Annotated in this window: 22 protein-coding genes; 15 read left to right on the top strand and 7 right to left on the bottom strand. The window is 64.3% G+C overall.

Features of this window, described 5'->3' with window-relative positions; all coding sequences use genetic code 11:
* Positions 1 to 132 precede the first annotated feature (132 nt).
* Positions 133 to 570, bottom strand: a complete 438-nt coding sequence (locus HV765_RS16770) for an HIT family protein (protein ID WP_054420842.1) — start codon at positions 568 to 570, stop codon at positions 133 to 135.
* A 122-nt stretch (positions 571 to 692) separates the two neighbouring features.
* On the opposite strand from HV765_RS16770, the gene cutA reads away from it, so the two are divergent.
* From cutA to HV765_RS16755, 3 genes are all read left to right on the top strand, one after another.
* Positions 693 to 1040, top strand: coding sequence for a divalent-cation tolerance protein CutA (gene cutA, locus HV765_RS16765; protein ID WP_054420841.1), 348 nt, complete (start codon positions 693 to 695; stop codon positions 1038 to 1040).
* Between the two features lie 59 nt (positions 1041 to 1099).
* Positions 1100 to 2968, top strand: a complete 1869-nt coding sequence (gene dsbD / locus HV765_RS16760) for a protein-disulfide reductase DsbD (protein WP_175170512.1) — start codon at positions 1100 to 1102, stop codon at positions 2966 to 2968.
* A 129-nt stretch (positions 2969 to 3097) separates the two neighbouring features.
* Positions 3098 to 3979 (top strand): DMT family transporter, encoded by an 882-nt coding sequence (locus tag HV765_RS16755; protein ID WP_054421365.1) that lies wholly within the window; start codon positions 3098 to 3100, stop codon positions 3977 to 3979.
* A 58-nt stretch (positions 3980 to 4037) separates the two neighbouring features.
* On the opposite strand, the gene hemB is transcribed toward HV765_RS16755, so the two are convergent.
* Both hemB and yihA read right to left on the bottom strand, forming a co-directional pair.
* Positions 4038 to 5054, bottom strand: coding sequence for a porphobilinogen synthase (gene hemB, locus HV765_RS16750; RefSeq protein WP_175170410.1), 1017 nt, complete (start codon positions 5052 to 5054; stop codon positions 4038 to 4040).
* Entirely contained in the window at positions 5051 to 5674 is a 624-nt protein-coding gene (gene yihA / locus HV765_RS16745) for a ribosome biogenesis GTP-binding protein YihA/YsxC (protein WP_006216506.1), read from the bottom strand. Before yihA ends, hemB begins: the two co-directional genes overlap by 4 nt.
* Before the next feature lie 223 nt (positions 5675 to 5897).
* On the opposite strand from yihA, the gene HV765_RS16740 reads away from it, so the two are divergent.
* The 3 genes from HV765_RS16740 to ccsB all read left to right on the top strand — a co-directional run bounded on the left by HV765_RS16740 (position 5898) and on the right by ccsB (position 10173).
* Positions 5898 to 6599 carry a c-type cytochrome gene (locus HV765_RS16740; protein WP_100857537.1) on the top strand — a complete coding sequence of 234 codons (702 nt, stop codon included), beginning with the start codon at positions 5898 to 5900 and terminating at the stop codon, positions 6597 to 6599.
* Between the two features lie 119 nt (positions 6600 to 6718).
* A complete protein-coding gene (locus tag HV765_RS16735) occupies positions 6719 to 8797 on the top strand; it encodes a cytochrome c biogenesis protein ResB (RefSeq protein WP_054420839.1) in 2079 nt (692 codons plus the stop codon).
* A gap of 8 nt (positions 8798 to 8805) precedes the next feature.
* The gene (gene ccsB, locus HV765_RS16730; protein WP_054420838.1) at positions 8806 to 10173 is read left to right on the top strand and encodes a c-type cytochrome biogenesis protein CcsB; all 1368 of its coding nucleotides are present in this window, start codon (positions 8806 to 8808) and stop codon (positions 10171 to 10173) included.
* A gap of 107 nt (positions 10174 to 10280) precedes the next feature.
* Here the strand turns inward: ccsB and lysA are convergent, their stop codons facing one another.
* Together lysA and lptM are read right to left on the bottom strand one after the other, a co-directional pair.
* Positions 10281 to 11573, bottom strand: coding sequence for a diaminopimelate decarboxylase (gene lysA, locus HV765_RS16725; protein WP_175170409.1), 1293 nt, complete (start codon positions 11571 to 11573; stop codon positions 10281 to 10283).
* On the bottom strand, positions 11570 to 11725 hold the full coding sequence (lptM, locus tag HV765_RS16720; protein ID WP_082386926.1) for an LPS translocon maturation chaperone LptM: 156 nt from the start codon (positions 11723 to 11725) through the stop codon (positions 11570 to 11572). The genes lysA and lptM overlap by 4 nt, the downstream gene beginning before the upstream one ends.
* Before the next feature lie 55 nt (positions 11726 to 11780).
* Here lptM and cyaY point away from each other — a divergent pair, with 55 nt between their 5' ends.
* Positions 11781 to 12110 (top strand): iron donor protein CyaY, encoded by a 330-nt coding sequence (gene cyaY, locus HV765_RS16715; protein WP_054420836.1) that lies wholly within the window; start codon positions 11781 to 11783, stop codon positions 12108 to 12110.
* A 127-nt stretch (positions 12111 to 12237) separates the two neighbouring features.
* Here the strand turns inward: cyaY and HV765_RS16710 are convergent, their stop codons facing one another.
* Complete coding sequence (locus HV765_RS16710) at positions 12238 to 12918, bottom strand: GntR family transcriptional regulator (RefSeq protein WP_054421363.1); 681 nt, start codon at positions 12916 to 12918, stop codon at positions 12238 to 12240.
* Between the two features lie 318 nt (positions 12919 to 13236).
* Here HV765_RS16710 and hydA point away from each other — a divergent pair, with 318 nt between their 5' ends.
* From hydA to HV765_RS16680, 6 genes are all read left to right on the top strand, one after another.
* On the top strand, positions 13237 to 14685 hold the full coding sequence (hydA, locus tag HV765_RS16705; protein ID WP_175170408.1) for a dihydropyrimidinase: 1449 nt from the start codon (positions 13237 to 13239) through the stop codon (positions 14683 to 14685).
* Between the two features lie 48 nt (positions 14686 to 14733).
* On the top strand, positions 14734 to 16176 hold the full coding sequence (locus HV765_RS16700; protein WP_054420834.1) for an amidohydrolase family protein: 1443 nt from the start codon (positions 14734 to 14736) through the stop codon (positions 16174 to 16176).
* A gap of 69 nt (positions 16177 to 16245) precedes the next feature.
* Complete coding sequence (locus tag HV765_RS16695; RefSeq protein ID WP_254600613.1) at positions 16246 to 17883, top strand: ABC transporter substrate-binding protein; 1638 nt, start codon at positions 16246 to 16248, stop codon at positions 17881 to 17883.
* 6 nt (positions 17884 to 17889) lie between these two features.
* Entirely contained in the window at positions 17890 to 18831 is a 942-nt protein-coding gene (locus HV765_RS16690; RefSeq protein ID WP_175170407.1) for an ABC transporter permease, read from the top strand.
* Between the two features lie 10 nt (positions 18832 to 18841).
* Positions 18842 to 19738: an ABC transporter permease gene (locus HV765_RS16685; protein WP_054420832.1), complete on the top strand. Its 897-nt coding sequence runs from the start codon at positions 18842 to 18844 to the stop codon at positions 19736 to 19738.
* Between the two features lies 1 nt (position 19739).
* A complete protein-coding gene (locus HV765_RS16680) occupies positions 19740 to 21392 on the top strand; it encodes an ABC transporter ATP-binding protein (protein WP_254600612.1) in 1653 nt (550 codons plus the stop codon).
* Positions 21393 to 21450: 58 nt separating this feature from the next.
* Here HV765_RS16680 and HV765_RS16675 read toward each other — a convergent pair whose 3' ends face one another.
* Positions 21451 to 23898, bottom strand: coding sequence for a penicillin-binding protein 1A (locus tag HV765_RS16675; protein WP_054420830.1), 2448 nt, complete (start codon positions 23896 to 23898; stop codon positions 21451 to 21453).
* Between the two features lie 114 nt (positions 23899 to 24012).
* Here HV765_RS16675 and HV765_RS16670 point away from each other — a divergent pair, with 114 nt between their 5' ends.
* Together HV765_RS16670 and aroB are read left to right on the top strand one after the other, a co-directional pair.
* Positions 24013 to 24654, top strand: a complete 642-nt coding sequence (locus HV765_RS16670) for a shikimate kinase (protein WP_420840123.1) — start codon at positions 24013 to 24015, stop codon at positions 24652 to 24654.
* Positions 24651 to 25727, top strand: a complete 1077-nt coding sequence (gene aroB / locus HV765_RS16665) for a 3-dehydroquinate synthase (protein WP_054420828.1) — start codon at positions 24651 to 24653, stop codon at positions 25725 to 25727. Before HV765_RS16670 ends, aroB begins: the two co-directional genes overlap by 4 nt.
* Positions 25728 to 25743 lie beyond the last annotated feature (16 nt).

The following is a 25743-nucleotide window of genomic DNA, read 5'->3' as shown; positions in this document are numbered from 1 at the left end:
ATAAGCGACAAGGGCGGGTCTTCGGACCCGCCCTTGTTTTATTTGCGCGTTCGATCCGCACGCGCGATCTGTACGAGCGATCCGTACGAGCGATTTGCTCACCCGATCTGCACGCCCGCCACGGGCTTCAAATCACGAAGCGTGCAACTCCCCCCGCAACTCGGCTGCGGTAGCCGCCAAAGCCTCCTGAGGCGGTTGGGGCGGCATCTTGAACGTCAGGTTCTGCTGTTCGATGTATTGCGTGGACGTGACGTCCTGCGTGTGATGCATCGGGATGACGTGCGCGTGCGTGTGCGCCACGTGGATGCCGGTGAACGCAAACCCTACCCGTTCCACGCCATAAAGGCGCTTCATGTGGCGCCCCAGCTTCTGCCCCAGGTTCACGATATGCCCCGCCAGGTCGGCCGGCATATCTTCGTAGTACGGGTAATGCTGTTTCGGAATGATCAGCGTATGGCCGGGACGCACGGGCTGGATGTCCAGGAAGGCCATCAGGCGGTCATCTTCGTGAATGATGTGCGCGGGAATCTCGTGCCGGGCGATCCGGCAGAACAAGCAGTTATCGGTCATGCAAGCCTCGGTGAAAACGGGTGGCATGGAGCTGAACGCGCTTCCGGCAGTTCCGGACGGCGGCGGCAATACCGATAAAATACCTCGACTACCATCCCACACGGGTATCCCAAGGAGGCTCCATGTTGCGCGATGACGACGTCGTGCTGGTCATCAGCAATGCGCCGGATCTGTTGCTGGCCAAGCGCATCGCGCATGTGCTGGTCGAAGACGGATTGGCCGCTTGTGTGAACCTTGGCGCGCCCGGCCTGTCCATCTACCTGTGGAATGGAACGGTCGAGGGGACGGAAGAAGTCCCCATCCACATCAAGACCACTTACGCGCGCCATCAAGCTGTTGTTCAGGCCCTGGCGCAGATGCATCCCTATGATGTGCCCGAAATCATCGTGCTGCCGGTCATTGGCGGCGCGGCGCCCTACCTGGATTGGGTGCGCGAGCAGACGGCCGTCACGAATAACAAGAGAGACTGATGTTGCAACTTGCCGGTATTGTCGGCGCGCCCTCGCGCCCGATTCACGCCACGCGCGCGATGCGCGCCCTGCTCAGGCACTGCCTGATGTTTTTGGCGACGGCGCTGTTGCTGCTGGGCTGGCAGGCGGCCGCCCAGGCCGACACCGAATTCCTCGAACCCGAAAAAGCCTTTGTGTTCAGCGCCCAGATGGCCGCGCCCGACACGCTGGAGCTGCGGTACAAGGTCGCCCCGGGCTACTACATGTACCGCGAGCGCTTCGGCATCACGATCAGCCCGGCTGGCGCCACGACACTGGGTGAGGCCGTCTACCCCAAGGGCGAGGTCAAGTACGACCCGACCTTCGAGAAAGACATGGAGGTCTTCCATAAGGACGTCGTGATCCGCGTGCCGGTGGGCGCGGGCAATCAACCCTTCACGCTGACCCTGACCGGGCAAGGCTGTGCGGACGCGGGCTTGTGCTATCCGCCGATGGACAGCAGCGTCAAGCTCACGCCGGTGGCGGGGGGCTACGCGGTGGCGGGCGGGGCCGCAACAGGCGGGGCATCATCGTCTGCCTCAACATCGAGCACATCGTCGGGCGGACTTGGCGCACTGTTCACCGCAGGCGACACCGGCTTGGCCGATGCGCTGGGTGGCCTGGGCTGGATCAAGACCGCCGGCGTCTTCCTGGTGCTGGGACTGTTGCTGGCGTTCACGCCCTGCGTGTTGCCGATGATTCCGATCTTGTCGTCGATTGTGCTGGGCGGCGTGGCGCAGCCCAGGCCCTCGCGCGGCCGCGGGCTGGCGTTGGCCGCCACGTATGTGCTGGGCATGTCGGTGGTTTACACCGCGTTGGGCGTGGCTGCGGGCCTAAGTGGCGCGGGGCTGGCTGCGTGGTTGCAGACGCCCTGGATTCTGACGCTGTTCGCCTTGTTGCTGACGGTGTTGGCGCTGGCGATGTTCGACGTTTTCACCTTCCAGATGCCCTCGGGCATCCAGGCCAAACTGTCTGACCGTTCCTCGCGGGTGCCTGGCGGCCGCTACACGGGCGCGCTGGTGATGGGCGCCTTGTCCGCACTGATTGTCGGGCCTTGCGTGGCCGCACCCTTGGCTGGCGCACTACTGTATATCTCGCAGACGGGTGACGTCGTGCTGGGCGCGGCGGCGCTGTTCGCCATGGCCTGGGGCATGGGCGTGCCGCTCTTGATCGTGGGCGCATCGTCCGGCGCCTTGCTGCCCAAGGCGGGCCCGTGGATGGATGGCGTCAAGCGCCTGTTCGGCATGCTGCTGCTGGGCACCGCCTGGTGGATGCTGATTCCCGTGGTGCCGACGTGGGTGCAGATGACCGGCTGGGCGTTCCTGGCGATCGTCTCCGCGGTGATGCTGCGCGCCTTTGACGCCTTGCCCGTGGGGGCAGGGGCCGCGCGTATGTTCGGCAAGGGCCTGGGCTTGCTGCTGGCGCTGGCTGCCGCAGCGTGGCTGATCGGCGCGGCAAGCGGCGGACGCGATGTGCTGCAACCGTTGTCGCACTTCGCCGCGCGCGCGGATGGCGCGGCGGGCGTGGCGGGCGCCACCGCCACAAAGGGCGATGTCCACTTTACGCGCGTGCGCAACAACGCCGAGCTGGACGCGCTGCTGGCGCAAAGCCGCCAACCGGTGATGCTGGATTTCTATGCCGACTGGTGCGTGTCGTGCCGCGAGATGGAGCGTTTCACGTTCACCGACCCCGGCGTCGCGCAACGCATGTCGGGCATGCTGCTGGTGCAGGCTGACGTGACGGCCAACAATGCGGATGACCGCGCTTTGCTCAAGCGCTTCCGCTTGTTCGGCCCGCCCGGAATCATGTTCTTCGAACCCGGCGGCAAAGAGCTGCCCGATGCGCGCGTCGTGGGTTTCCAGGACGCCAAGCGCTTCACGGAATCGCTGGATAAGGTGCTGGTGCGCTGACGCGCGGACGTATACCATGGCTGCTGCGCCGCGTGGGCGGCGCATCACCCTCCCATCAGGCCGGCGCCCGTGACGTCCCCAACAGTTGATGCAAGCCAGGACCCGCAAGGTCTTATCTACCTTCAATTGATGTTCGTCATGGCCACCTGGGGCCTGAACATCGTCTCCATCAAGTACCTCACGCAACACATGGACATCCAGGCGCTTGCCGCCGTTCGGATCGTCATTGCGTTCATCACCGTCACCCTGATCATCAAGGCGCGCCGCGGCCGCATCCCCAAGCTGGGCCGCGTGCAACTGGGCTGGGTGGCGCTGGCGGGCTTTCTGGTGGTGTACGCGCACCAGGTTGCGCTGGTGTCGGGGCTGCGCTTTTCATCGGCGGCCAACGGCACGCTGATCATGGCCACCAGCCCCTTGCTGTCGGCGTTGCTGGCGGCGCTTTTCTATCGCGAAAAACTCACGCTGGTGCGCATCTCGGGCGCCTTGCTGGGCCTGCTTGGCGTGGGCATGGTTGTGGCCGGTAGTGGCGCGCAATTCGGCCTGACGGGCTGGGGCGACGCCATCGTGTTCGTGGCCGTGCTGGTGTTCGTATTCGGCGGGCTCGTGATTCAACGCATGTCGCGTTCCATGGACCCGCTGGGCATGCTCTGGTACATGTACCTGGCGGGCGGGCTGATGCTGGTTGTGCATGCGGCGATCACGCCGTCGTCTTACCAGACCGATACGTGGCAGATGACGGGCTGGCCGTGGATCGTGCTGCTGTTCTCGGCGGTGATCGCCTCGGGGGTCAGCAACATCATCTGGAATGCCGGCATCGCGCGGCTGGGCATCAGCCGTGCGGCCTTGTTCGTGAACTGGCTGCCGATCTTCGGGCTGCTGTTTGCGTCACTGTTTCTGGACGAACACGTCACGCTGACCCATGTGATGGGCCTTGCTTGCGTGCTGGGCGGAACGTATCTGGGATTGCGCCGCAGTGCGCCTGTGGCAAGCCAGCCAGGCGACGTGCGCTGATCCCGCGCGATGACGGGACAGGCCCGGACCGCACGCCCGAGCCTGTCTTGCCGCGCAATCAGCGCTGCGCTTTCAGCAGCTTGGCCGCTTCGATCGCGAAGTAGGTCAGGATGCCGTCGGCGCCCGCGCGCTTGAACGCGAGCAGCGCTTCCATCATGACCTTGTCGTGGTCCAGCCAGCCATTGGCGGCAGCGGCCTTGATCATCGCGTATTCGCCGCTGACCTGATAGGCGAAGGTCGGCACGCGGAACGTGTCCTTCACGCGGCGCAGCACGTCCAGATACGGCATGCCGGGCTTGACCATGACCATGTCGGCGCCTTCCTGCAAGTCGGCGGCGACTTCGCGCAGCGCTTCGTCGAGGTTGCCCGGGTCCATCTGGTAAGCCATTTTGTTGGACTTGCCCAGGTTCGTCGCCGAGCCCACGGCATCGCGGAACGGGCCGTAGAACGCGCTGGCGTACTTGGCCGAGTAGGCCATGATCTGCGTGTGGATGTGGCCGTTGTCTTCCAGCGCGCGGCGCACGGCGCCAATGCGGCCGTCCATCATGTCGCTGGGCGCAACCATGTCAACGCCGGCGGCGGCTTGCGTCAGCGCCTGCTTGACCAGGATTTCAACCGTGATCTCGTTGATGACGTAGCCGTTTTCGTCGATGACGCCGTCCTGGCCGTGGCTGGTGTAGGGGTCCAGCGCCACATCGCACAGGATGCCGAGCTCGGGGAAACGCTTTTTCAGCTCACCGACCACGCGCGGAATCAGGCCGCGCGGATTGGTCGCTTCGATGCCGTCGGGCGTCTTCAAAGACAGGTCGATGACGGGAAACAACGCCATCACCGGAATGCCCAATTCCACACATTGCTCAGCCACCGGCAACAGCGTGTCCAGCGAATAGCGGACCACGCCGGGCAGCGACGGCACGGCTTGCTGCACGCCCGTGCCATCGGCGACGAAGACGGGGTAGATCAGGTCATTGACCGTCAGCGCGTTCTCGCGCACCAGGCGGCGGGTGAAGTCGTCGCGGCGCAGGCGGCGAGGGCGGGAAACCGGAAACTCGGGGGTGATGATCTGCGGGTTCATGATTCGACCTTGGGGGAAATCCAATTTTCGATATGGGCGCCGGCCTCTTCCAGACCGATGCGCTCGGGCGCCGAGAAAGGAATGGTGTGCAGGGCGCCGATATCCGCCAGGTCCTTGCGGACCGAGAAGACGGTGCGCATGCGCTGGCCATAAGGCAGTTTGTCGGCCTTGGTCAGCAGCGCCAGCACGGGGCGTCCGGTGGGGGCGATGAAGTTGGCCAGGCGGCGGTCAAGCTCGGTGACGCCGCGGCGGATGTCGATCAGCAGCACGATGCCCGCGAGCGATTCGCGGTCGCGCAGATAGCCGCCGAGAATGTCCGCCCACTTTTCTTTTTCATTGCGGGCGACAGACGCGTAGCCGTAGCCGGGCAAGTCGACGAGAAAACCGATGTGACCTTCCGGGTCCAACGGGTCGGGCAAGCCGAACATATTGATCAAGCGCGTGCGGCCCGGCGTCTTGCTGGAAAACGCAAGACGGCGCTGGTTGCACAGCACGTTGATTGCCGTGGATTTGCCGGCGTTCGAGCGGCCGACAAAGCAGACCTCGGGAGCGCCGGCGGCCGGCAACTGGTCGAGGCGAGCTGCGGAGGTAAGGAAGGAGGCGCGATGTAGGAGGGACACGGATGGGCTTTGGATACGGTTGGTTTCGAGCCCTATTGTATAATCCGGCGTTTGCAACAGTGGTCCCCGTGCGCGGAGCCGTCTTTTTTGCTTACTGTTTAGGTTGTTTTCCGCAACTTGGCAGGCAGAACGGGCAAATGAGGTTCGATACGGTATTCCAGGGTGTGCGGGGCAGGCGTGGGCGCCTTTTTGCGCCTTGATCGATGTGATCGTCGAGGTCTTCATGAAGCGTGTGCTGTCCCGGATGTTGGTTGCGAGCGGGCTGTTGCTCGGCGCCTCCGCCTTCTCTACACCCAGTTTCGCCGCTGACGGCGCTGCGGGCCCGGCCAAGCCAGATGCCGCCAAGGGCGGTCAGCTGTTTGACCAAGGCGACGCCTCAAGAGGCATCATCGCCTGTGCGTCCTGTCATGGCGCGGCGGGCAACAGCACCATCCCGGTGAACCCCAACCTGGCCGCGCAACCCCACGAATACCTGGCCAAGCAATTGGCGGATTTCCAGATCAAGCAGGGTGCGAAGCTGCCGGTACGTAACGGCGCGGGCGGCAACCCCACCCCGATGACGGCCATGGCGCAGAACCTGACGCCGGCCGACATGCAGAACATCGCGCTTTACCTGGCGCAGCAGCCTCTCAAGGAGCCCGCCACGGCAGGCCAGGAGAAACTGGTTGATCTGGGTCAGAAGATCTGGCGCGGCGGTTTGCCTGAACGCAACGTCCCGGCTTGCGCGGCGTGCCACTCTGCGAATGGCGCGGGCATGCCCGCCCAGTACCCCCGCTTGTCGGGGCAGTTCCCCATGTACATCGAAGAGCAGCTCAAGCTGTTCCGCAGCGGCGACCGCAAGAACGACATCATGTTCGCGATCGCGGATCGCATGTCGGACGCCGATATCAAGGCGGTGTCGGACTACGCGGCCGGCCTGCGGTAGGCGAAAGCCCGCAACACGCGCGGCTGGTCCGCGTTCATGCAACTTGGGCGTGACGGAACCTGATTCCGTTGCGCGCTGTCTATGAGGGGGGTAGCCGATTGCGCGGCCCCCCTTTTTTCATGAATTCAACACGAACCCATACCCGACCCTCCCTGCGCAGCCTGCCCCGCGACTTCTTCGAACTGCTGGGTTCGATGCGTTTCGCCGTCAGCCTGCTGATGTTCATCTGCGTGGCGAGCCTGGTCGGGACCGTGTTGCAGCAGAACCGCTCGTCCAACAACTACATCGATCAATTCGGCCCGTTCTGGTACGAAGTGTTCGACAAATTCTCGATCTGGCACGTCTACAACAGCTGGTGGTTCTTGGTGATCATGGGGTTCCTGGTCGTGTCGACCTCGGTCTGCCTGATCCGCAATGCGCCCAAGATGCTGCGCGATGCGCGTTCGTTCCGCGAGCATGTGCGGGCAAGCAGCCTGCGCGCCTTCCCGCATCGCGTGGAAACCCAGGAACCCACCGATGTGCCGCAAACCGCGGCCGGTTTGAAACTGCTGCTGGAACGCTTGGGTTACGCGGTGCGCCAACGGCAGGACAACGACGGCGTGCTGCTGGCGGCCAAGAAAGGCAGCGCCAACCGCCTGGGCTATGTGTTTGCGCACGCAGCCATGGTCATCATCTGTATCGGCGGCTTGCTCGATAGCGAATTGCCGGTGCGTTTGCAGGTGATGTTCGGCGGCAAGCAGCCGATTGTCGACAACATGCTGATTTCCGAAGTACCCGAAAGCGGGCGCCTGTCGGTCAATAACCCGAGCTTTCGCGCCAGCGTGCTGGTGCCTGAAGGCGGCCAGGCCAGCACGGCGGTCGTGATGGTGGGTGATGGCGCGCTGGTGCAGCCGATGCCCTTCACGCTGAAGCTGAAGAAATTCGTTGTCGACTACTACTCCACCGGCATGCCCAGCCGCTTCGCCAGCGAAGTGGAAGTGACCGACCCCGACACCGGCAAGACGTTCGATTCCACCATCGAGGTCAACGAGCCGCTGCGCTTCAAGGGCATGACCGTTTATCAGTCCAGCTTCGATGACGGCGGCAGCACGGTCGTCTTGAAGGGCTACCCGCTGGTAGGTTCCAACGCCGCCACGTTCAACGTCAACGGCACCGTGGGCAAGACCAGTGAAGTCACCGCCAGCACCACGGGCGGCCCGCGCAGCATGGGCGTCGAGATCACGGCCATGCGCCCGATCAACGTTGAAGACCTGACGCGTGGCGACCCCAAGGGCGCCAACCAGAGCTTTGCCGAGCACGTGGCGTCGGTCTCCGGCAGCGCTGCGGGCAAGAAAAACGAGAACCTGCGCAACGTGGGTCCCAGCGTCGAATACAAGCTGATCGACGACGCGGGCCAGGCGCACGAATTCCAGAACTACATGCTGCCCATGCAGCTGGATGGCGCCAGCGTGTTCCTGGCTGGCGTGCGCAACAACGCCGCCGAACCGTTCCGCTACCTGCGTATTCCGGCGGACGACGACAGCTCGATCGCCGAGTTCATGCGCCTGCGCGCCACTCTCGCCGACCCGGCAGCACGCCAGGAAGCCGCGCGCCGCTTCGCCGAGCGCAACAGCCCGTCGGGTGCCGACCGCCAGCCCTTGCAGACGGCCGCCGAGCGCGCGCTGGAAACCTTCGCATCGGGTGGCCTGCAAGCCGTGGCGGCTTTCCTGCAAGCCAATACGCCCGCCGCCGACCTGGAGCGCGCGGCGGACGTGGTGATCCGCCTGATCGGCGCCAGCATGAATGAATTGCGCGCCATTGAGCGCGAGCGCGCCGGCCTGCCCGCCGTGGCGGTCGAAGGCCCCGAAGGCGAACGCGCCGCCGTGTGGTCGCGTCTGGCCGTGGCGGCGTTGTCGGACCTGACGGTCTACCCCGCGCCCGTCTTCCTGTCGCTGGCGGATTTCAACCACGTGCAGGCCAGTGTGTTCCAAGTGAGCCGCACGCCGGGCAAGAACACGGTCTACCTGGGCAGCCTGTTGCTGGTCCTGGGGGTGTTCTCGATGTTCTATATTCGAGACCGCCGCGTCTGGATCTGGGTCAAGCCGCAAGGTAACGGCAGCAGCGTCCTGGCGGCCATGACGTCCCAGAAGCGTACACTCGACTTCAATCAAGAGTTCGAACGCTTCAAGCAGGCGCTGCTGCGCCAGAACCGGTCTTAAGGTTTTTTATGTCGACGACGACCACCACGCATCCCTCCTCACCGGACACGCTCGCCGCGTCGCCCGACACGCTCTGGCAAGACAGCTTGTCGGAAACCGGCGACAGCCGCGCCCGGCGCGGCAAGCCCGACTGGACCGATGTCGTTTTCTTCCTGTTGCTGGCAGTGGGCGCGGGTTTCGCGCTGACCCGCTACGGCAACGCGATGGATTACTACGAGAAGATCATTCTCTGCGGCACCGTGCCCGCACTGGCCTGGATGGGCTGGCTGTGGCGTCCGATGCGCCACCTGATGATCGCCTGTGCGATCTCGTCGGGGCTGGCGTTGATGCTGTACGGCAACGACCTTGCCCGCGCCGAGCAGGTGTTCTTCCTGAAGTATCTGTTCTCGTCCCAGTCAGCCATTTTGTGGATGAGCGCGCTCTTCGCGCTGGCCATGGTCTGCTACTGGATCGGCGTGTTCAGCCCCACGGCCGCATGGCTGGGGACGGCGCTGACCTGGGGCGCAGTCTTCGCGGGCGTCACCGGCCTCTTGGTGCGTTGGCGCGAAGGCCATCTGATGGGCCCGGACCTGGGCCACATCCCGGTCAGCAACCTGTACGAAGTGTTCGTGCTGTTCTCGCTGATCACGGCGCTGTTCTACCTGTACTACGAACGCAAATACGCGACCCGCGCGCTGGGCGGCTTCGTGCTGCTGGTGGTGACGTCCGCCGTCGTGTTCCTGCTCTGGTATTCGTTCACGCGGGATGCGGGGCAGATCCAGCCCTTGGTGCCCGCGCTGAAAAGCTGGTGGATGAAGCTGCACGTGCCAGCCAACTTCATCGGCTATGGCACGTTCTCGCTGGCGGCGATGGTGGGTTTCGCGTACCTCGTCAAGCAACATGGTCAGACCACGTCATGGGCCAAGCTGGCGCCGCTGTTTGTGTTGGGCGTGCTGCTGTGCGCCGAACCGATGGTGTTTCGCACCGATGGCCTGTCGGCCACCTGGATGCTGTACTTCGGCGTGGGGGCGGTGATTGTGGGCGCCATCTTGCTGGGCCGCCGCCGCATTGCGGCCGCGCTGCCCTCGCTTGAGGTGCTGGACGACATCATGTATCGCGCCATCGCGATCGGCTTCGCCTTCTTCACCGTCGCAACCATTCTGGGCGCGCTGTGGGCCGCGGATGCCTGGGGCGCGTACTGGCAGTGGGACCCGAAGGAAACCTGGGCGCTGATCGTGTGGCTGAACTACGCGGCATGGCTGCACATGCGTCTGATCAAGGGCCTGCGCGGCACCATGGCGGCCTACTGGGCGCTGATGGGGCTGCTGATCACCGGCTTCGCATTCCTGGGCGTGAACATGTTCCTGTCGGGCCTGCACTCGTACGGGCAGCTGTAATTCCGGATCGCGTCTTGCGGCTTGCCGCAGATGACGGAAAGGGAAAAGAGAAAGGCCCCGCGAGGGGCCTTTTTCATTGGGGGCAACACGCACTGCGCGGGTTGCGTTCAAGGCAGTGTGGATTCGCCGCGCAGCAGATCGTCCAGCGTCTCGCGTTGGCGCACCACGTGGTAATTGGCCCCGTCCACCATCACTTCAGCGGCGCGAGCACGCGTGTTGTAGTTGCTGGCCATCGCCATGCTGTAAGCGCCTGCGGATTCCACCGCCAGCACATCGCCTTGCTGGATGGCCAGTTTGCGCTGCCGGGCCAGCCAGTCGGCGCTTTCGCACACCGGGCCGACGATGTCGTATTCCACCTGATCGCCGGCGCGCGGGCGCAACGGTTGCACGCCATGGAACGCCTCGTAGAGCGCAGGGCGCAGCAGGTCGTTCATGGCGGCGTCGACAATGGCGAAGTTGCGCGCTTCGGCGTGCTTCAGATATTGCACCGTAGTCAGCAGCACCCCCGCATTGCCCACCAGCGAACGGCCCGGTTCCAGCACCAGGTGCAGATGCCCCTGGCCGCGCGCGTTCAGGCGTTCAAACACGCGGTCAAGCAGCGCCTGGGGTGACGGGGGCGTCTCATCCGTGTAGCGGATGCCCAGGCCACCGCCCAGGTCCAGATGGGCGATGCGGATGCCTTCCTGATCCAGCGCGTCGATCAGGTCCAGCAACTTTTCCAGCGCATCGAAATAGGGGCTGATGTCGGTCAGCTGTGAACCGATATGGCAATCGACGCCCACGATGTCCAGGCCCGGCAAAGACTGCGCGACGCGATAGACGTCCAGCGCGGATTCAATGGCAATGCCGAACTTGTTTTCTTTCAGGCCGGTGGAAATGTAGGGATGCGTCTGCGCGTCCACGTCGGGGTTCACACGCAGCGACACCGGGGCGCGCACGCCCAGTTCTTCAGCCACGTCGGACAAGCGGTGCAGCTCGGCTTCGGACTCGACGTTGAAGCACTTCACCTGGGCCGCCAGCGCAGCGCGCATTTCCCAGGCTTGTTTGCCTACGCCGGAAAACACAATCTTGGAGGGCTCGGCGCCCACCGCCAGCGCGCGCTTGAGTTCGCCGCCGGACACGATGTCAAAGCCCGCGCCCAGCCGTGCGAATTCCTTCAGCACCGCCAGGTTCGAATTGGCCTTCATGCCGTAGCAGACCAGGACGGGGCGTTGCCCAATGGCGCTGCGGTAGGTTTCCCAGGCGCCTTTGAGCGCTGCGCGGGAATAGACGTAGAGCGGTGTGCCTAGCCCATGCGCCAGATGGTCCAGCGGCACATCCTCGGCGTACAGTACGTTGTTGCGGTACTGGAAGTAAGGGTGGCCGGCCAGCTCTGGCGGCGTGGGGAAGGCGGCGGTCATGGGATCGATGGCGCGGGCGGGATTTGCGATGCCGGCGTTTGCGACCGCGTGGGCGGCTTGCCGTCAGGGGTCGGCATATACAAAGGCCCCTTGTACCCGCAGGCCGCGACCATGCCGGAGGCCACGAGCGTGGCTACAATGCGAAGAGCCATGCGGCTGAATGCCAATTGGAACACTGGGAACTCCGTAATTCTTGCAGGCTCGATTATGACCGAAACCGAATTTCTTGCGTTGATCGACCAGGTGCTGGACAGCATCGAAAGCCAGGCCGATGACTGGGCGGCTTCGCTCGACGTCGACGTTGAAACCAGCCGCAGCGGCAATGTGCTGACGATGGTTTTTGAAGACAATACCCACGTCGTCGTGAACAGCCAGGCTGCCATGCAGGAGCTGTGGGTCGCCGCGCGCAGCGGTGGCTTTCACTACCGCTATGACGGCCAGCACTGGAACGATACCCGAGGCGGCCCGCAGATGCCGGACGCCTTGTCTCAAATCTGCTCCGCCGCGGCGGGCGTGCCCGTTACGCTGAAACTATAAAGCTGGCGTGTCCGGTCAGTAAAAAATAGGCCGGCCGCCATAGTCCGGCTTTTCAGGTGCCAAGAAGCCCCGGGTTTTACACCCCGGGGCTTTTCGTTATTTTCGCTGGGGCATGGGTCAATGTGGGTCAGAATTTGAAGACTTCTTCCAGATCCACCGATTCTTCCACCGATTCCAGCTTCACGCTTTGTTCGATGTGCTCCAGATGATGCAGCGTCAGTTCCTCGGCGCGCTGGGCGTCACGCGCAGCGATGGCTTCGGTAATGAGCTCGTGTTCGTCGTCGCGGCAGCTGGTGGCGGTGGGCAGGTTGTACAGAAAGATGACCAGGCAGGTCAGCGTGGACAGCTCGCGCATGGTGCGCGCCAGTTCACCGTTGCCCGCCAGCTCGCTCAGCAGAATATGAAATTCGCCCGCCAGCCGGATGATGGCGCGCTTGTCGTCGCGCTTGCGGGCATCGTGTTCCAACAGGACGTGCTCGCGCAGGCGCGCCAGCTTCTCGGGCGTAAGGTTCTGCGTCAGGCGCCGCACGACGGCAGGCTCTATCAGCCGGCGCGCCTCGAAAACGTCACGCGCTTTTTCGATGGACGGCTTGGCGACGTAGGCGCCGCGCTGGGGGAATAGTTCGACGATCTGTTCGTGGGCCAGGCGCGCGAGAACCTCGCGGATGCGCGGCCGGCTGACTTCAAAGATTTCGGCCAGACGCTCTTCGACCAGCTTGGTGCCGGGCTTGAGGCGGTTGTCCAGGATGGCGCGGTAGATGCGCTCGTAGATGCCGGTGACCGAGTTTTCGCGTTTGTCTGATGCCATGGGCTCGTTCTTGGTTTGCGCGTGAGAAGCCAGGGCGGGATCGCCGCCGTGGGTAATGAGCGGTCGCTTGCCGCTTGTAGGCCGCATGTTGCCAGCAACATGGCGGATGAACGTGAAGATACCCGATCAGCCGCCGCCGTTGGACAAGGCCCGCCAGCCAGCGCCCAAAATAATGTTAACAATTCAGCCGTGAAATGTATATTTCAGGGTAATCACTAGCGTAATCATTTTTGTATTCGGCCTAGAATCCGCTCACAACATGCCCATCCCGCCACGCCTTCGCGGCAGGGGAAGGGCGGATCAGACGGGCTGACGCATATGACGAAGCAAGGTTTTGATCTGGTGCTGCGTGACGCGGTGCTGGCAACGGCTGGCGATACCTGTCGCGCGGATCTGGGGATCGTGGACGGCCGCATCGTGCAGATCGGCCGCGGCTTGGCGCCGGGCATGTGTGAAATCGATGTGGCCGGACGAGTGGTCACGCCCGGCGGCATCGATGCCCATTGCCACCTGGACCAGCCGATGGCGCCGCCCGTGAAGTTGGCGGATGACTTTTTTACCGGTACGCGCTCGGCCGCCTGCGGGGGCACGACCACCGTGATCCCCTTCGCGGCGCAGCGCAAGGGCGCGACGGTGCAGGCGGCCATCGACGATTACCACCAGCGCGCCGGCGGCCGAGCCTGCGTGGACTATGCGTTTCACCTGATCCTGACCGACCCTACGCCGACCGTGCTGGCTGAAGAGCTGCCGCGCCTGATAGAGGCCGGCTACAGCTCGTTCAAGCTGTATATGACGTACGACGCGCTGAAGTTGTCCGACGCCCAGATCCTGGACGTGCTGGACGTGGCGCGCGTGCATGGCGGCATGGCGATGATCCATGCCGAGAACTCCGACTGCATCGCCTGGCTGACGCGCCGGCTGGAGGCGTCGGGCCGCACGGCGCCGCGGTTTCATGCCGTTTCGCGGCCGATGCTGGTGGAGCGCGAGGGCGCGCATCGCGCGATCGCTCTGTCCGAGCTCATCGACGTGCCCATCCTGCTGGTGCACATCTCGGGCGGCGAAGCGGTTGCGCAAATCCGCGAGGCGCGCGCCAAGGGCCTGAATGTCTATGCCGAAACCTGCCCGCAGTACCTCTTGCTGACCGCCGCGGATCTTGGCACGGACGACAGCTATTTCGGCGCGCGCTGCGTGTGCAGCCCGCCGCCGCGCGACAAGTCCAGCCAGGAGCAGATCTGGCAGGGGCTGGCAGACGGCCTTTTCACGGTGTTTTCGTCTGACCACTCGCCATTCAACCTGACGGGCGAGGACGGCAAGATGCCCGGCGGCCAACAGGTGGCATTCCGTCATATTCCGAATGGCATCCCCGGCATCGAAACGCGCATGCCGTTGCTGTATTCCGAAGGGGTGTTGGCCGGTCGCATCAGCCTGAACCGCTTCGTAGAGCTGACCGCCACCCAGCCGGCGCGCGCCTATGGCCTGTACCCGCGAAAGGGCACGCTGGCCATCGGCAGCGATGCCGACCTGGTGATCTGGGAAGAGCGTGAATTCACGCTCGCCAATGAACACCTGCACCACGCGGTGGACTACACGCCGTACGCGGGCATGACGCTGCGGGCGTGGCCCGCGATGACGCTGCTGCGTGGACAAGTCGTTTGGGACGGCAAGCGCTTTACGGGCGCGCCGGGTCAAGGAAAGTTTTTGCCGCGCGGGCTGCCCAGCCTGGCGCCGCCAAGCGCCCGCAAGGGCACGCGGCCAGACTGGCGCTAACGCAACGCGCCACATGGACACTCGAAAATCATTTCGGAGGAAATTGCGTTGAAGACTACCTTGATCAAGAACGCCGAATTCGTGGTTGCCTGGGACGACACGCGCCAGCAGCACGTCTACATGAAGAACGCCGACGTGGCGTTCGCGGACGGCCGTATCACGCACGTCGGGGCGGGGGCGCAGGCGGCCACGCCGGATGCGCAAATCGTCAGCGGCAGCGGCATGATGGTGATGCCGGGTCTGGTGGACATCCACAGCCATCTGGTGCACGAACCCATCAACAAGGGCTACACGGACGAAACCGGGTCACCGGGCCTGTACAACTCGAATCTGTACGAGTACATGCCCACGATGGAAGGCGACGACGAAGCCGCGCCCGCGCAGCTGACGCTGGCCGCCGCCGAACTGCTGATGTCGGGCGTGACGACCGTCGTGGACATGTCGGTCGCGCACGAGCACTGGATCGACATCATGGTGCAAAGCGGCCTGCGGGCTTATATCGCGCCCATGTTCCGCTCGGCGCGCTGGTACACGCGCAACGGCCATGTGGTGGAGTACGACTGGAACGAGAAGGCCGGCGAGGCGGGCATGGAGCGCGCGCTGGCGCTGATCGACAAGGCCGAGGCGCACGAGTGCGGCCGCCTCACGGGCATGCTGGTGCCCGCGCAGATCGACACCTGCACGCCCGAACTGCTGAAGGCCAGTCATCAAGAGGCGAAGCGTCGCGGCATTGGCTGGCAGACACATGCCGCACAGTCGCTTCCGGAATTCCACGAAATCACGCGCCGCCATGGGCTTACACCCGTTCAGTGGCTGCACAGCCTGGGCGTGTTGGACCCCGGCAGCATCGTGGGACACGGCATCTTTGTGGACGACCATCCGAATACGCACTGGGGCACGGCGACCGACCTGTCCATCCTGTCCGAAACGGGCGCCAGCGTGGCGCATTGCCCCACGGTGTTCATGCGCCGGGGCATGGCGCTGCGCGACTTTGGGCGCTATCGACGCGCGGGCATCAACCTGGGTATCGGCACGGACACCTATCCGCACAACATGATCGAGGAAATGCGCCACGTGGGTTACCTGGCTCGCTTGATGGCGCAAACACCGCGCGCGGTCACCACGGGCGAAGTGTTCCACGCCGCGACGGTTGGGGGCGCGAAGGCGCTGGGCCGTGAAGACCTGGGCCGCATCGCGGTGGGTGCGCGCGCCGACCTCGTGATGGTGGACATGACGCATCACTTGATGCGCCCGTCGCGCGATCCGGTGCGCAGTCTGGTTTACGCCGCTGCGGACCGCGCCGTGCACACCGTGTACATCGACGGCCGCCGCGTGCTGCACGAAGGGCAGGTGCATTCGCTGGATTACCGCAAGGCCGCCGAGCAGGTGGACGAGGCCCAGCGCCGCGCCGAGGCGTTGGTGCCTTCGCGCGATCTGGTGGCCGGCCGCAGCGCCCAACAGATGTCGCCGCTGTCATTTGACGTTGTGTGACCTGATCGCAACTCCATCCGAAGGGCCGGCACAGGCCCCGTTCTTCCATAAAAACTTCAAGGGAATGACATGGCTTTTCTGAACGCTCAAAGAGTTGAATCGCGCTACGGCCTGGGCCACCTCGGCGCCGCGCTGGCTTGCGCCGCTGCCCTGGCCTGGGCGCCCGCGCTGGCTTGCGCCGCTGCCCTGGCCTGGGCGCCCGCGCAGGCGGAAACCCTGACCGTGGTGATGGCCAGCAAATTAACGGTGCTGGACCCCGTGCTGACGGCGTCGCACCAGACGCGCAACCACGCCTACATGATCTACGACACGCTGCTGGCGACGGACGCGAACAACAAGATCCAGCCGCAGATGGCGGACAAATGGGAAGTCTCGCCGGACGGCAAGACCTATACGTTCACGCTGCGCGATGGGTTGAAATGGCACGATGGCACCGCCGTGAAGGCCGAGGACTGCGTGGCTTCGATTCAGCGATGGGCACAGTCGGACAAGACCGGCCGCCAGCTCATGCCCTTGGTTGCATCGATGGACGTCATCGATGACAAGACTTTCAAGATCGTGCTGACGGCGCCGGCGGACGTGCTGTCCGCACTAGGCAAACCCAGCGGCCTGCCCAGCTTCATGATGCCCAAGCGCGTGGCGCAAACGCCGGTGGCGCAAGCCATCAGCGATTACACCGGGTCCGGGCCCTTCAAGTTCGTGCAGAAGGAATTCCAGCCGGGCGTGAAGACGGTCTACGAAAAGAATACCGACTACGTGCCGCGCAAGGAAGCGCCCAGCTGGACGGCCGGCGGCAAGGTGGTCAACGTGGACCGAGTGGAATGGGTGGCCATGGCCGACCCGATGACGACCGTCAATGCCCTGCTGGGCGGAGAGGTCGATTACATCGAGACCGTGCCTTTTGACCTGGTGCCGATGGTCAGAAGTGCACCGGACGTGACGTTGCGCGTGCTGGACAAGATGGGCTACCAGCCCATGTACCGCTTCAACCAGCTTAATGCGCCCTTCGACAACAAGCTGGTGCGCCAGGCCGCCATGTATGCGGTCGGGCAGGGCGACATCCTGAAGGCGCAGGTGGGCGATCCGGAGTTCTTCAAGACTTGTGGCGCGGTGTTCGGCTGCGGCCTGCCGTATTCCAGCGATACCCGTGCCGACATGATCGTGCCGTCCAATATCGACAAGGCGAAGGCGCTTCTGAAGGAGGCCAAGTATGACGGCGCGCCCGTCGTGATCCTGCATGCCACCGACATCGCCATGGCGTCCGCCATTCCCGTGGTGATGGCGCAGCAGTTGCGCCAGGCGGGCTTCAACGTTCAATTGCAGGCCATGGACTTCATGACCATGCTGTCGCGCCGCGCCAACCGCGACGTGCCCGCCAAGGGCGGCTGGAGCATTTTCGTGACCACGTGGCACGTCAGCGAAATCATGGACCCGCTGCGCAACTATGGCGTGTCGGCCAACGGCGAGAAGGCCTGGTTCGGCTGGCCGACCGTGCCGAAAGTCGAGGCACTGCGTGATCAGTTCCTGGTGGCGGCGACGGAACCGGAACGCAAGCAGATCGCCGACCAGCTTCAGGACGTGATGCTGGACGAAGGCGTAGCCGTCACACTGGGCCAGATCGAGACCGCCGCCGCCTACAGCAAGAAGCTGTCGGGCGTGTTGGAATCACCCGCGCCGGTGTTCTGGAACATTAAGAAAAGCCGGTAAGCCAGCATGTTCAGCTACCTACTCAGACGCATCCTTGCAACCGTTCCCGTGGTGCTGACGGTGGCCGTGCTGGTGTTTTGCCTGCTGCGTCTGACGCCGGGGGACCCGGCGCTGATGCTGGCAGGCGATGCGGCCACCGAGACGCAGCTGGCCCAGATTCGCGAGCACATGGGGCTGGACAGGTCGCTGGCCACCCAGTTCCTTCTTTGGAGCGGCCAGGTGCTGCAAGGCGATCTGGGCGTGTCGCTGCATTCGGGCACGCCCGTCACTGCGATGATCAGTGCCCGCGTGGGGCCGTCGCTGGCGCTGGCGCTGTCGACCATCCTGCTGTCCACGCTGATCGCGGTGCCGCTGGGTGTGTTCTCGGCGTGGCGGCGCGGCACCCGCACAGACCGGGCGGTGATGGCATTTTCGGTGCTGGGTTTTTCGGTGCCCATCTTTGTCACCGGCTACGCGCTGATCCTGCTGTTCGCCATGAAGCTGGGCTGGCTGCCTGTGCAAGGCTATAAGTCGCCGTCGGCGGGCTTGCTGGCCTTCGGCCTGCACCTGCTGCTGCCCACCATCGCACTGAGCACGGGCTTTGTCGCCTTGATTGCGCGCATTGCACGCAGCAGCGTGCTGGAGGTGATGGGCGAAGACTTCATTCGCACCGCGCGCGCCAAGGGCATCACCGAACGGGCCGTGATGATGGCGCATGCGCTGCGAACCGCGGCCGTTCCCATCATCACCGTGATCGGCGTGAGCATCGCGTTATTGATCAGCGGCGTGGTCGTCACGGAATCGGTGTTCAACCTGCCCGGCCTGGGCCGGCTGGTGGTCGAGTCCGTGCTGGCCCGGGATTATCCGCTGATCCAAGGGCTGATCCTGCTGTTTTCACTGGTCTACATCGGTGTGAACCTGACCATCGACGTTCTGTACTCGGTGTTCGATCCGCGCATCCGTTATTGAAGGAACTTGCATGTCCACTTCCATACACTCGATCGCGGGTGGGGCCGGCGCTGCGCCTGCCATCCGCAAGCGACCCGCGTCCGCGCTGGTTCGCACGCTGTCCACCTGGCCGGTCATGGCGGCGCTGGCTGCGCTTGCGCTTATCGTCCTGGCCGCTGTCTCGGCCAACCTGCTGGGCCTGGCTGACCCGATGGCCATCAATCCCATGCAGCGCCTGAAGGGCTTTTCCGCCGAGCACTGGTTTGGCACCGACGCCTATGGCCGCGACGTGCTGTCACGCGTGGTCCATGGCGCACGCATTTCACTGATGATCGGGGCGGGCACGGCCGTGGCCGCGTTGATACCCGGGCTGGCGCTGGGCGTGATCGCGGGCTACTTTCGCACGGCGGACATGGTCATCATGCGCGTCATGGACGGCATCATGTCCGTGCCGAGCATCCTGCTTGCCATCGCGCTGGTGGCGGTAACCGGCGCCAGCATGTTGACGGTGCTCATCGCCATTGCCGTGCCTGAGTTTCCGCGAGTGGTGCGCCTGGTACGCGGCCTGATCCTGAGCCTGCGTGACGAGCCTTATGTGGAAGCCGCTATTTCGCTGGGCACGCCCACGCACGTGCTGATGCTGCGCCATCTGGTGCCGAACACGGTGGCGCCGCTGATCGTGCAGGGCACCTTCATCTTTGCGTCCGCCATGCTGTCCGAGGCGGTCATGAGCTTCCTGGGCGTCGGTATGCCGCCAGAGTTTCCGTCCTGGGGCAACGTGATCGCCGAAGGCAGGATGTACTTCCAGATCAAGCCGGAGCTGATTCTGCTGCCAGGCGTGTTCCTGGCGCTGACCGTGCTTAGCGTGAACATGCTGGGTGACGCCATGCGCGATGCCCTTGATCCCAAGATGGCGAGAAGGGTCTGACATGAACGATTCCACAATGCCCGTGCTGCAAGTGCAGAATCTGTCGGTGTCGCTCGTAGGCGCGCCGGTGGATGAGCCACGCCGCGTGGTCGAAGGCATCAGCTTCGACATACACGCCGGTGAAACACTGTGTGTGGTCGGGGAGTCCGGATCGGGCAAATCCGTAACGTCATTTTCGGTAATGGGCCTGTTGGCGCCGGATGCGCTGCGGCCCAGCGCAGGGCGCATCCTGCTTGACGGCGAAGACGTGCTGGCGTGCACGCCGGAGCGCCTGCGCGAACTACGCGCGACCCGCATGTCCATGGTCTTCCAGGAGCCCATGACGGCGCTCAATCCGGTGCGCACGGTGGGCTGGCAGATCGACGAGGTACTGCGCACCCATAGCGCCATGGACGCGGCCTCACGCAAGCGCAAGATCCTGGACATGCTGGCGTCGGTGCGGCTGCCGGACGTGGAACGCATCTACCAGTCCTATCCTCATCAGCTTTCCGGCGGACAACGCCAACGCATCGTCATCTGCATGGCGCTGATTCTGAACCCCAAGCTGCTGATCGCCGACGAGCCCACCACCGCGCTGGACGTGACTACCCAGAAGCAAATCCTGGCGTTGATTCTGGAGTTGCAGAAGTCGCACAACACTGCGGTGCTGTTCATCACGCATGACTTCGGCGTGGTGGCGGAAATTGCCGATCGCATTGCGGTGATGAACCGCGGAAAGCTGGTCGAGGTGGGTACGCGCGACGAGGTGCTGGCGCGTCCGAAAGAGGCTTACACCCGCATGCTGGTGTCATCGGTGCCGGGGCTGGCGCCGTCGGCTCGGCAGGCGCCCACGGGCGAACCTGTGCTGGTCGTCAACGGTCTGCAAAAGACCTATAGCGAGCGCGGCTTCTTCAAGGCAAAGCGCGCGGTGCACGCGGTGCGCGATGTCAGCTTCACACTGCGCAAGAAAGAGATCGTGGGCATCGTGGGCGAATCCGGTTCGGGCAAGTCCACCCTGGCGCGCTGCATCGCTCGCCTGATCGATCCCAGTTCCGGCAGTGTGCGCCTGGATGGCACCGAGATCGCCACGGCCAGCAAACGGGCATTCCATCCTGTGCGCAAGCGCATCCAGGTGGTGTTCCAGGACCCGTACCGGTCGCTGAATGCGCGCCTTCGCGTCGGCGATTCGATCATCGAGGGCATGCGCAACTTCGGCGTGCCACAAGACGAGGCGCAAGCGCGGGCGATAGAGCTGCTGGATATCGTCGGGCTGGGCGCGGACACCATGGAGCGCTATCCGCATCAGTTCTCGGGCGGGCAACGCCAGCGCATCTGCATTGCGCGCGCCCTGGCCCTGCGGCCCGACATCCTGATCGCCGACGAGGCGGTCTCCGCGTTGGACGTGTCGGTACAGGCGCAGGTGCTGGAACTGATTGAAGACATACGCACCCGTACCGATACGGCCGTGCTGTTCATCACACACGACCTGCGCGTGGCGGCGCAGATCTGCGATTCGATTGTCGTGATGAAGTCGGGGCAGATCGTCGAAGCGGGGGAGGCGGCCGCGGTGCTGACCCGGCCGCAGGATGGCTACACGCGCCAGCTGCTGGACGCCGCGCCGGGCCGGCATTGGGATTTCAAGCGGTTCAGGCCGGCCGAAGCGGTGCTTCAGTAGAAAGCCGGCTGCCCATCAGCAACTGAAGGCCGGCCCATCACAGGCCGGCCTTTTTTCATCAGAACGGGATCTTCTGCGACCACGGGGCCGCGTTTTGCGTTCCCACGCCCGGCGCTACCTTGATCTTCGTATCTTCGTTGCTGCTGCTGCCCAAGCCATGCAGGAACTCGCCCAGCGTGTCGGCCTCGGCCAGGCCCAGGCGGGCTACGGCTTGCCCAGGCGGGAATTCCGAGAAATAGAACTCGCCGTTTTCCACGATGATGCCGTCGGGGCGCGCGCGCGGCTTTTCTTCCGGCACGCCCTTGAGCACGTCTTGCATGTAGTCGACCCAGATCGGCATGGCGACGCCGCCACCCGTTTCGCGCGAGCCCAGCGACTTCGGCTGGTCAAAGCCCAGCCACGACGTCGCAACCAGGTTCGGCGTGTAGCCCGAGAACCAGGCGTCCACGGATTCGTTGGTCGTGCCCGTCTTGCCGGCGATGTCGTTGCGCTTGAGCAGCACGCGTGCACGCGCCGCGGTGCCGTAGGTGGCCACGCCGCGCAGGATGTCGTCCATGACCCAGGCGGTGCGCGGGTCGATCGCGCGGGCAGCGGCGTCGCCCGCCACCACCGGCTTGGATTGCATGATGACCTTGCCGTTGCTGTCGGTCACGCGGTCGATCAGATACGGGGTGACGCGGTAGCCGCCGTTGGCGAACACCGAGAACGCGCCGGCCAGTTGCAGCGGCGTGACGGAGCCTGCGCCCAACGCCAGCGGCAGCACGGCCGGCTGGCGGGCCTTGTCAAAACCGAAACGGGTCAGGTAGTCCTGTGCGTACTGCGGGCTGATGGCTTGCAGGATGCGGATCGACACCATGTTCTTCGACTTGTACAAGCCCTGGCGCAACGTCAGCATCGGTTCGTACTGGTTGCCGTAGTTCTTGGGGTTCCAGGCTTTGGAGCCGGTTTGCGCGGCGGTCAGTTCGAACGGCTGGTCAGAGATTTGCGTGGCCGGCGTCAGGCCGCGTTCCAGCGAGGCGGCGTAGATGAAGGGCTTGATGTTCGAGCCCGGCTGGCGCCACGCCTGCGTCACGCGGTTGAAGTTGCCGCGATAGAAGTCGAAACCGCCGACCATGGCGCGGATGGCGCCGTCTTGCGGCGACAGGGCCACGAACGCTGCCTGCACCGAAGGCAGGTTGATGATTTCCCAGTTGTCGCCGAACTTGCGGATGTAGACCACCGAGCCGCGCTTGATGCGTTGTTCGGGCTTGGCCTTGTCGTTCAGCGCGCGGGCGACAACGCCCAGCACCTTCTTGTCGGTCACCGTGATGATTTCGCGTGAGCTGCGCGCGAGCTTCACTTCGGTGGGGCTGGCCGACAGGACCAGCGCGGTGAGCAGGTCGCCGCTATCGCTGAACTTGTCGAACACGCCGTCCAGGAATTCGTCCAGCGCCGCCGGATTGTTTTCGGTGCCGGGGGGCAGGTCCAGCTGTTCCTCGGGGCCGGGGTAGGGCGCGCGGCGCGTGTATTCCAGCACGCCTTCACGCACGGCGCGGTATGCCGCTTCCTGGTCCTTCGACTGCACGGTGGTGTAGATGTTGATGCCGCGCGAGTAGACGTTGTCTTGGTAGACGTTGAACAGCAGCTGGCGCGCCAATTCCGCCACGTATTCGCCATGAATGGAATAGCCGCCGGCCGGCGTGCCTTCCGCCGACTTCATGACGATCTGCTGTGCCATCGCCTGCTTGTATTCCGGCTCGGTCAGGTAACCCAGCGACTGCATGCGGCCCAGCACATAGCGCTGGCGCAGTTCGGCGCGGGGGCGGTTCGAAATCGGATTGAAGCGCGAAGGCGCCTTCGGAATGCCGGCCAGCATGGCGGCTTCGGCCGGCGTCACTTCCGCCAGCGGCTTGCCGAAGTACGTGCGCGAGGCGGCGGCGAAACCGTAGGCGCGGTGGCCCAGATAAATTTGGTTCATGTAGAGCTCAAGGATCTGGTCCTTGGTGAGCTCGGACTCGATCTTGAACGTCAGCAGCAGTTCGTAGAACTTGCGCGAATACGTTTTTTCCGACGACAGGTAGAAGTTGCGCGCGACCTGCATCGTGATCGTGCTGGCGCCCTGCGTCTTCGACATGTTGATCAGGTTCGTCAGGCCCGCGCGCGCAACGCCCATCCAGTCGATACCGCCGTGCTGATAGAAGCGGTCGTCTTCGGCCGCCAGCACCGCGGACTTCATGACGTCCGGAATTTCATTGAAACGCAGCACGTTGCGGCGTTCTTCGCCAAATTCGCCGATCAGGACGCGATCCGCCGTATAGACGCGCAGCGGCACCCGCGGGCGATAGTCCGTCATGGCGTTCAGGTCTGGCAGGTTGGGCCAGGCCAGCGCCAGCGCCATTCCCGCCAGCAATACGCCGCACAGGAACAGGCCGGCAAAGAGGATGCCGGTTTTTACGAAGAATCGCAGGATCGGGGAGCCGCTCTTGGCGGGCTTGTCTTTCTTGGAGGAATTCTGGGGCTTGCTCATCGCGGCGATTTTACGGGTAACTCCGGTCCCGGCTCAGCGCTCGGGATCGGTTTCTGTAACAAGATAGTTCTGTGTGGTACGCGGGCAACTGGCGGCAGATGTGATAATGCCGACATGAACTTTTCCGCCCACTCATGTCCGGAGGCTGACCCGGACCCAGCGCCCTCCGACGAGGCGCCTGAAAACTTGCCTTGCGCCATGGAGTGCACAGGCAAGACCGTGTCGTTGCCGCACGACCTGCCCGTCTTCCTGGTCGGGATGATGGGCGCAGGCAAGACCACCATCGGCCGTAGCCTGGCGCGTGCGCTGGGGCGCGAGTTTATGGATTTGGATCATGAGCTCGAGGCGCGTTGCGGCGTGCGGGTGCCGGTTATCTTCGAAATCGAGGGCGAAGCCGGTTTTCGTCGCCGAGAGTCCGCCGCCTTGGAAGAGTGTACCCAACGGCGCAACATTATTCTTGCAACCGGCGGGGGCGCGATCCTGGCGGCCGAAAATCGTCAGCGGCTGCACGAACGCGGAATCGTCGTGTATTTGAGGGCCAGTGTGGACGAATTGTTCCGCCGTACTTGCCGCGACCGTAACCGCCCCTTGCTGGCTACGGCGGACCCCCGCGGCACCCTGCGCGACCTGATGACCCTGCGGGAACCCCTCTACAAGGAAGTCGCCGACCTGGTGGTGGAAACGGGCGCGATGCCCATCCACACCCTGGTCAAGGCGTTGCTGCCGCAATTACAAGCCTTTGAGAAGCGTATATGAACGTTGTTGACGTCGACACCCCGGGCGGAAGCTATCCCATCCACATCGGCCCCGGCCGCATCGATGCCCTGGACCAATGCATCCCCGCCGACGCCACCGCGATTGCGGTCGTCACCAACCCCACGGTGGCGGCGCTGTATGGCGAACGCGCCGAAGCCGCGCTGGCTCGCACCGGTAAACGCGTGCTGCGCATTGAACTGCCCGACGGCGAGGCCTACAAAGACTGGCAGTCGCTGAACCTGATTTTTGACGCCTTGCTGACCCACCGCCTGGACCGCCGCTGCGTGCTGGTGGCCCTGGGTGGCGGCGTCATTGGCGACATGACCGGGTTCGCCGCCGCCGTCTATATGCGTGGCGTGCGCTTCCTGCAAGTGCCCACGACGTTGCTGGCGCAGGTGGATTCATCGGTGGGCGGCAAGACGGCCGTGAACCACCCGCTGGGCAAGAATATGATCGGCGCGTTTTACCAGCCGGTTGCGGTGGAAATCGATACCGATGTGCTGAACACGCTGCCTGCGCGCGAAGTGTCGGCCGGGCTGGCTGAAGTCATCAAGTACGGCCTGATCCTGGACCCCGACTTCTGGACGTGGTGCGAAGACAATGCGCAAAAATTGCGCGCTCTGGACCCGCAGGCAGTCGCCTACGCCATCCGCCGTTCGTGCGAGCTGAAGGCGCAGGTGGTGGGCAAGGACGAGCGCGAGTCCGGCTTGCGCGCCATCCTGAACCTGGGCCACACCTTTGGCCACGCCATCGAATCCGGGCTGGGCTACGGCGCCTGGCTGCACGGCGAAGCCGTGGGCTGCGGCATGGTGCAAGCGGCTGAGCTGTCCGCCGACGTGGCGGGCTTTGCCCGGGCCGACGTTGAACGCGTGCGCGCGCTGGTGGCGGCGATTGGCTGCCCGGTCGTGGCGCCCGACCTGGGCGCGGATCGCTGGCTGGACCTGATGCAGGTCGACAAGAAGACCGAAGGCGGCTCAATCCGCTACGTGCTCATGCCCCGCATTGGCGAAGCGTTCATGCGCGCCGCCCCGGACGACGCGGTGCGCGCCGTCCTGGCACGAACCACTCAGTAACCGTGATGGAGACGGT

Origin of the sequence: Achromobacter kerstersii, from assembly GCF_902859595.1 — a bacterium.
Lineage (GTDB): Bacteria > Pseudomonadota > Gammaproteobacteria > Burkholderiales > Burkholderiaceae_B > Achromobacter > Achromobacter kerstersii.
This window is presented reverse-complemented; position numbering and strand designations above follow the sequence as displayed.

Coding starts and splice junctions, on each gene's coding strand:
- HV765_RS16770 (WP_054420842.1), bottom strand. CDS start 570: ATGACCGATAACTGCTTGTTCTGCCGGATCGCCCGGCACGAGATTCCC.
- cutA (WP_054420841.1), top strand. CDS start 693: ATGTTGCGCGATGACGACGTCGTGCTGGTCATCAGCAATGCGCCGGAT.
- dsbD (WP_175170512.1), top strand. CDS start 1,100: ATGCGCGCCCTGCTCAGGCACTGCCTGATGTTTTTGGCGACGGCGCTG.
- HV765_RS16755 (WP_054421365.1), top strand. CDS start 3,098: ATGTTCGTCATGGCCACCTGGGGCCTGAACATCGTCTCCATCAAGTAC.
- hemB (WP_175170410.1), bottom strand. CDS start 5,054: ATGAACCCGCAGATCATCACCCCCGAGTTTCCGGTTTCCCGCCCTCGC.
- HV765_RS16740 (WP_100857537.1), top strand. CDS start 5,898: ATGAAGCGTGTGCTGTCCCGGATGTTGGTTGCGAGCGGGCTGTTGCTC.
- HV765_RS16735 (WP_054420839.1), top strand. CDS start 6,719: ATGAATTCAACACGAACCCATACCCGACCCTCCCTGCGCAGCCTGCCC.
- ccsB (WP_054420838.1), top strand. CDS start 8,806: ATGTCGACGACGACCACCACGCATCCCTCCTCACCGGACACGCTCGCC.
- lysA (WP_175170409.1), bottom strand. CDS start 11,573: ATGACCGCCGCCTTCCCCACGCCGCCAGAGCTGGCCGGCCACCCTTAC.
- lptM (WP_082386926.1), bottom strand. CDS start 11,725: ATGGCTCTTCGCATTGTAGCCACGCTCGTGGCCTCCGGCATGGTCGCG.
- cyaY (WP_054420836.1), top strand. CDS start 11,781: ATGACCGAAACCGAATTTCTTGCGTTGATCGACCAGGTGCTGGACAGC.
- HV765_RS16710 (WP_054421363.1), bottom strand. CDS start 12,918: ATGGCATCAGACAAACGCGAAAACTCGGTCACCGGCATCTACGAGCGC.
- hydA (WP_175170408.1), top strand. CDS start 13,237: ATGACGAAGCAAGGTTTTGATCTGGTGCTGCGTGACGCGGTGCTGGCA.
- HV765_RS16695 (WP_254600613.1), top strand. CDS start 16,246: ATGGCTTTTCTGAACGCTCAAAGAGTTGAATCGCGCTACGGCCTGGGC.
- HV765_RS16690 (WP_175170407.1), top strand. CDS start 17,890: ATGTTCAGCTACCTACTCAGACGCATCCTTGCAACCGTTCCCGTGGTG.
- HV765_RS16685 (WP_054420832.1), top strand. CDS start 18,842: ATGTCCACTTCCATACACTCGATCGCGGGTGGGGCCGGCGCTGCGCCT.
- HV765_RS16680 (WP_254600612.1), top strand. CDS start 19,740: ATGAACGATTCCACAATGCCCGTGCTGCAAGTGCAGAATCTGTCGGTG.
- HV765_RS16675 (WP_054420830.1), bottom strand. CDS start 23,898: ATGAGCAAGCCCCAGAATTCCTCCAAGAAAGACAAGCCCGCCAAGAGC.
- HV765_RS16670 (WP_420840123.1), top strand. CDS start 24,013: ATGAACTTTTCCGCCCACTCATGTCCGGAGGCTGACCCGGACCCAGCG.
- aroB (WP_054420828.1), top strand. CDS start 24,651: ATGAACGTTGTTGACGTCGACACCCCGGGCGGAAGCTATCCCATCCAC.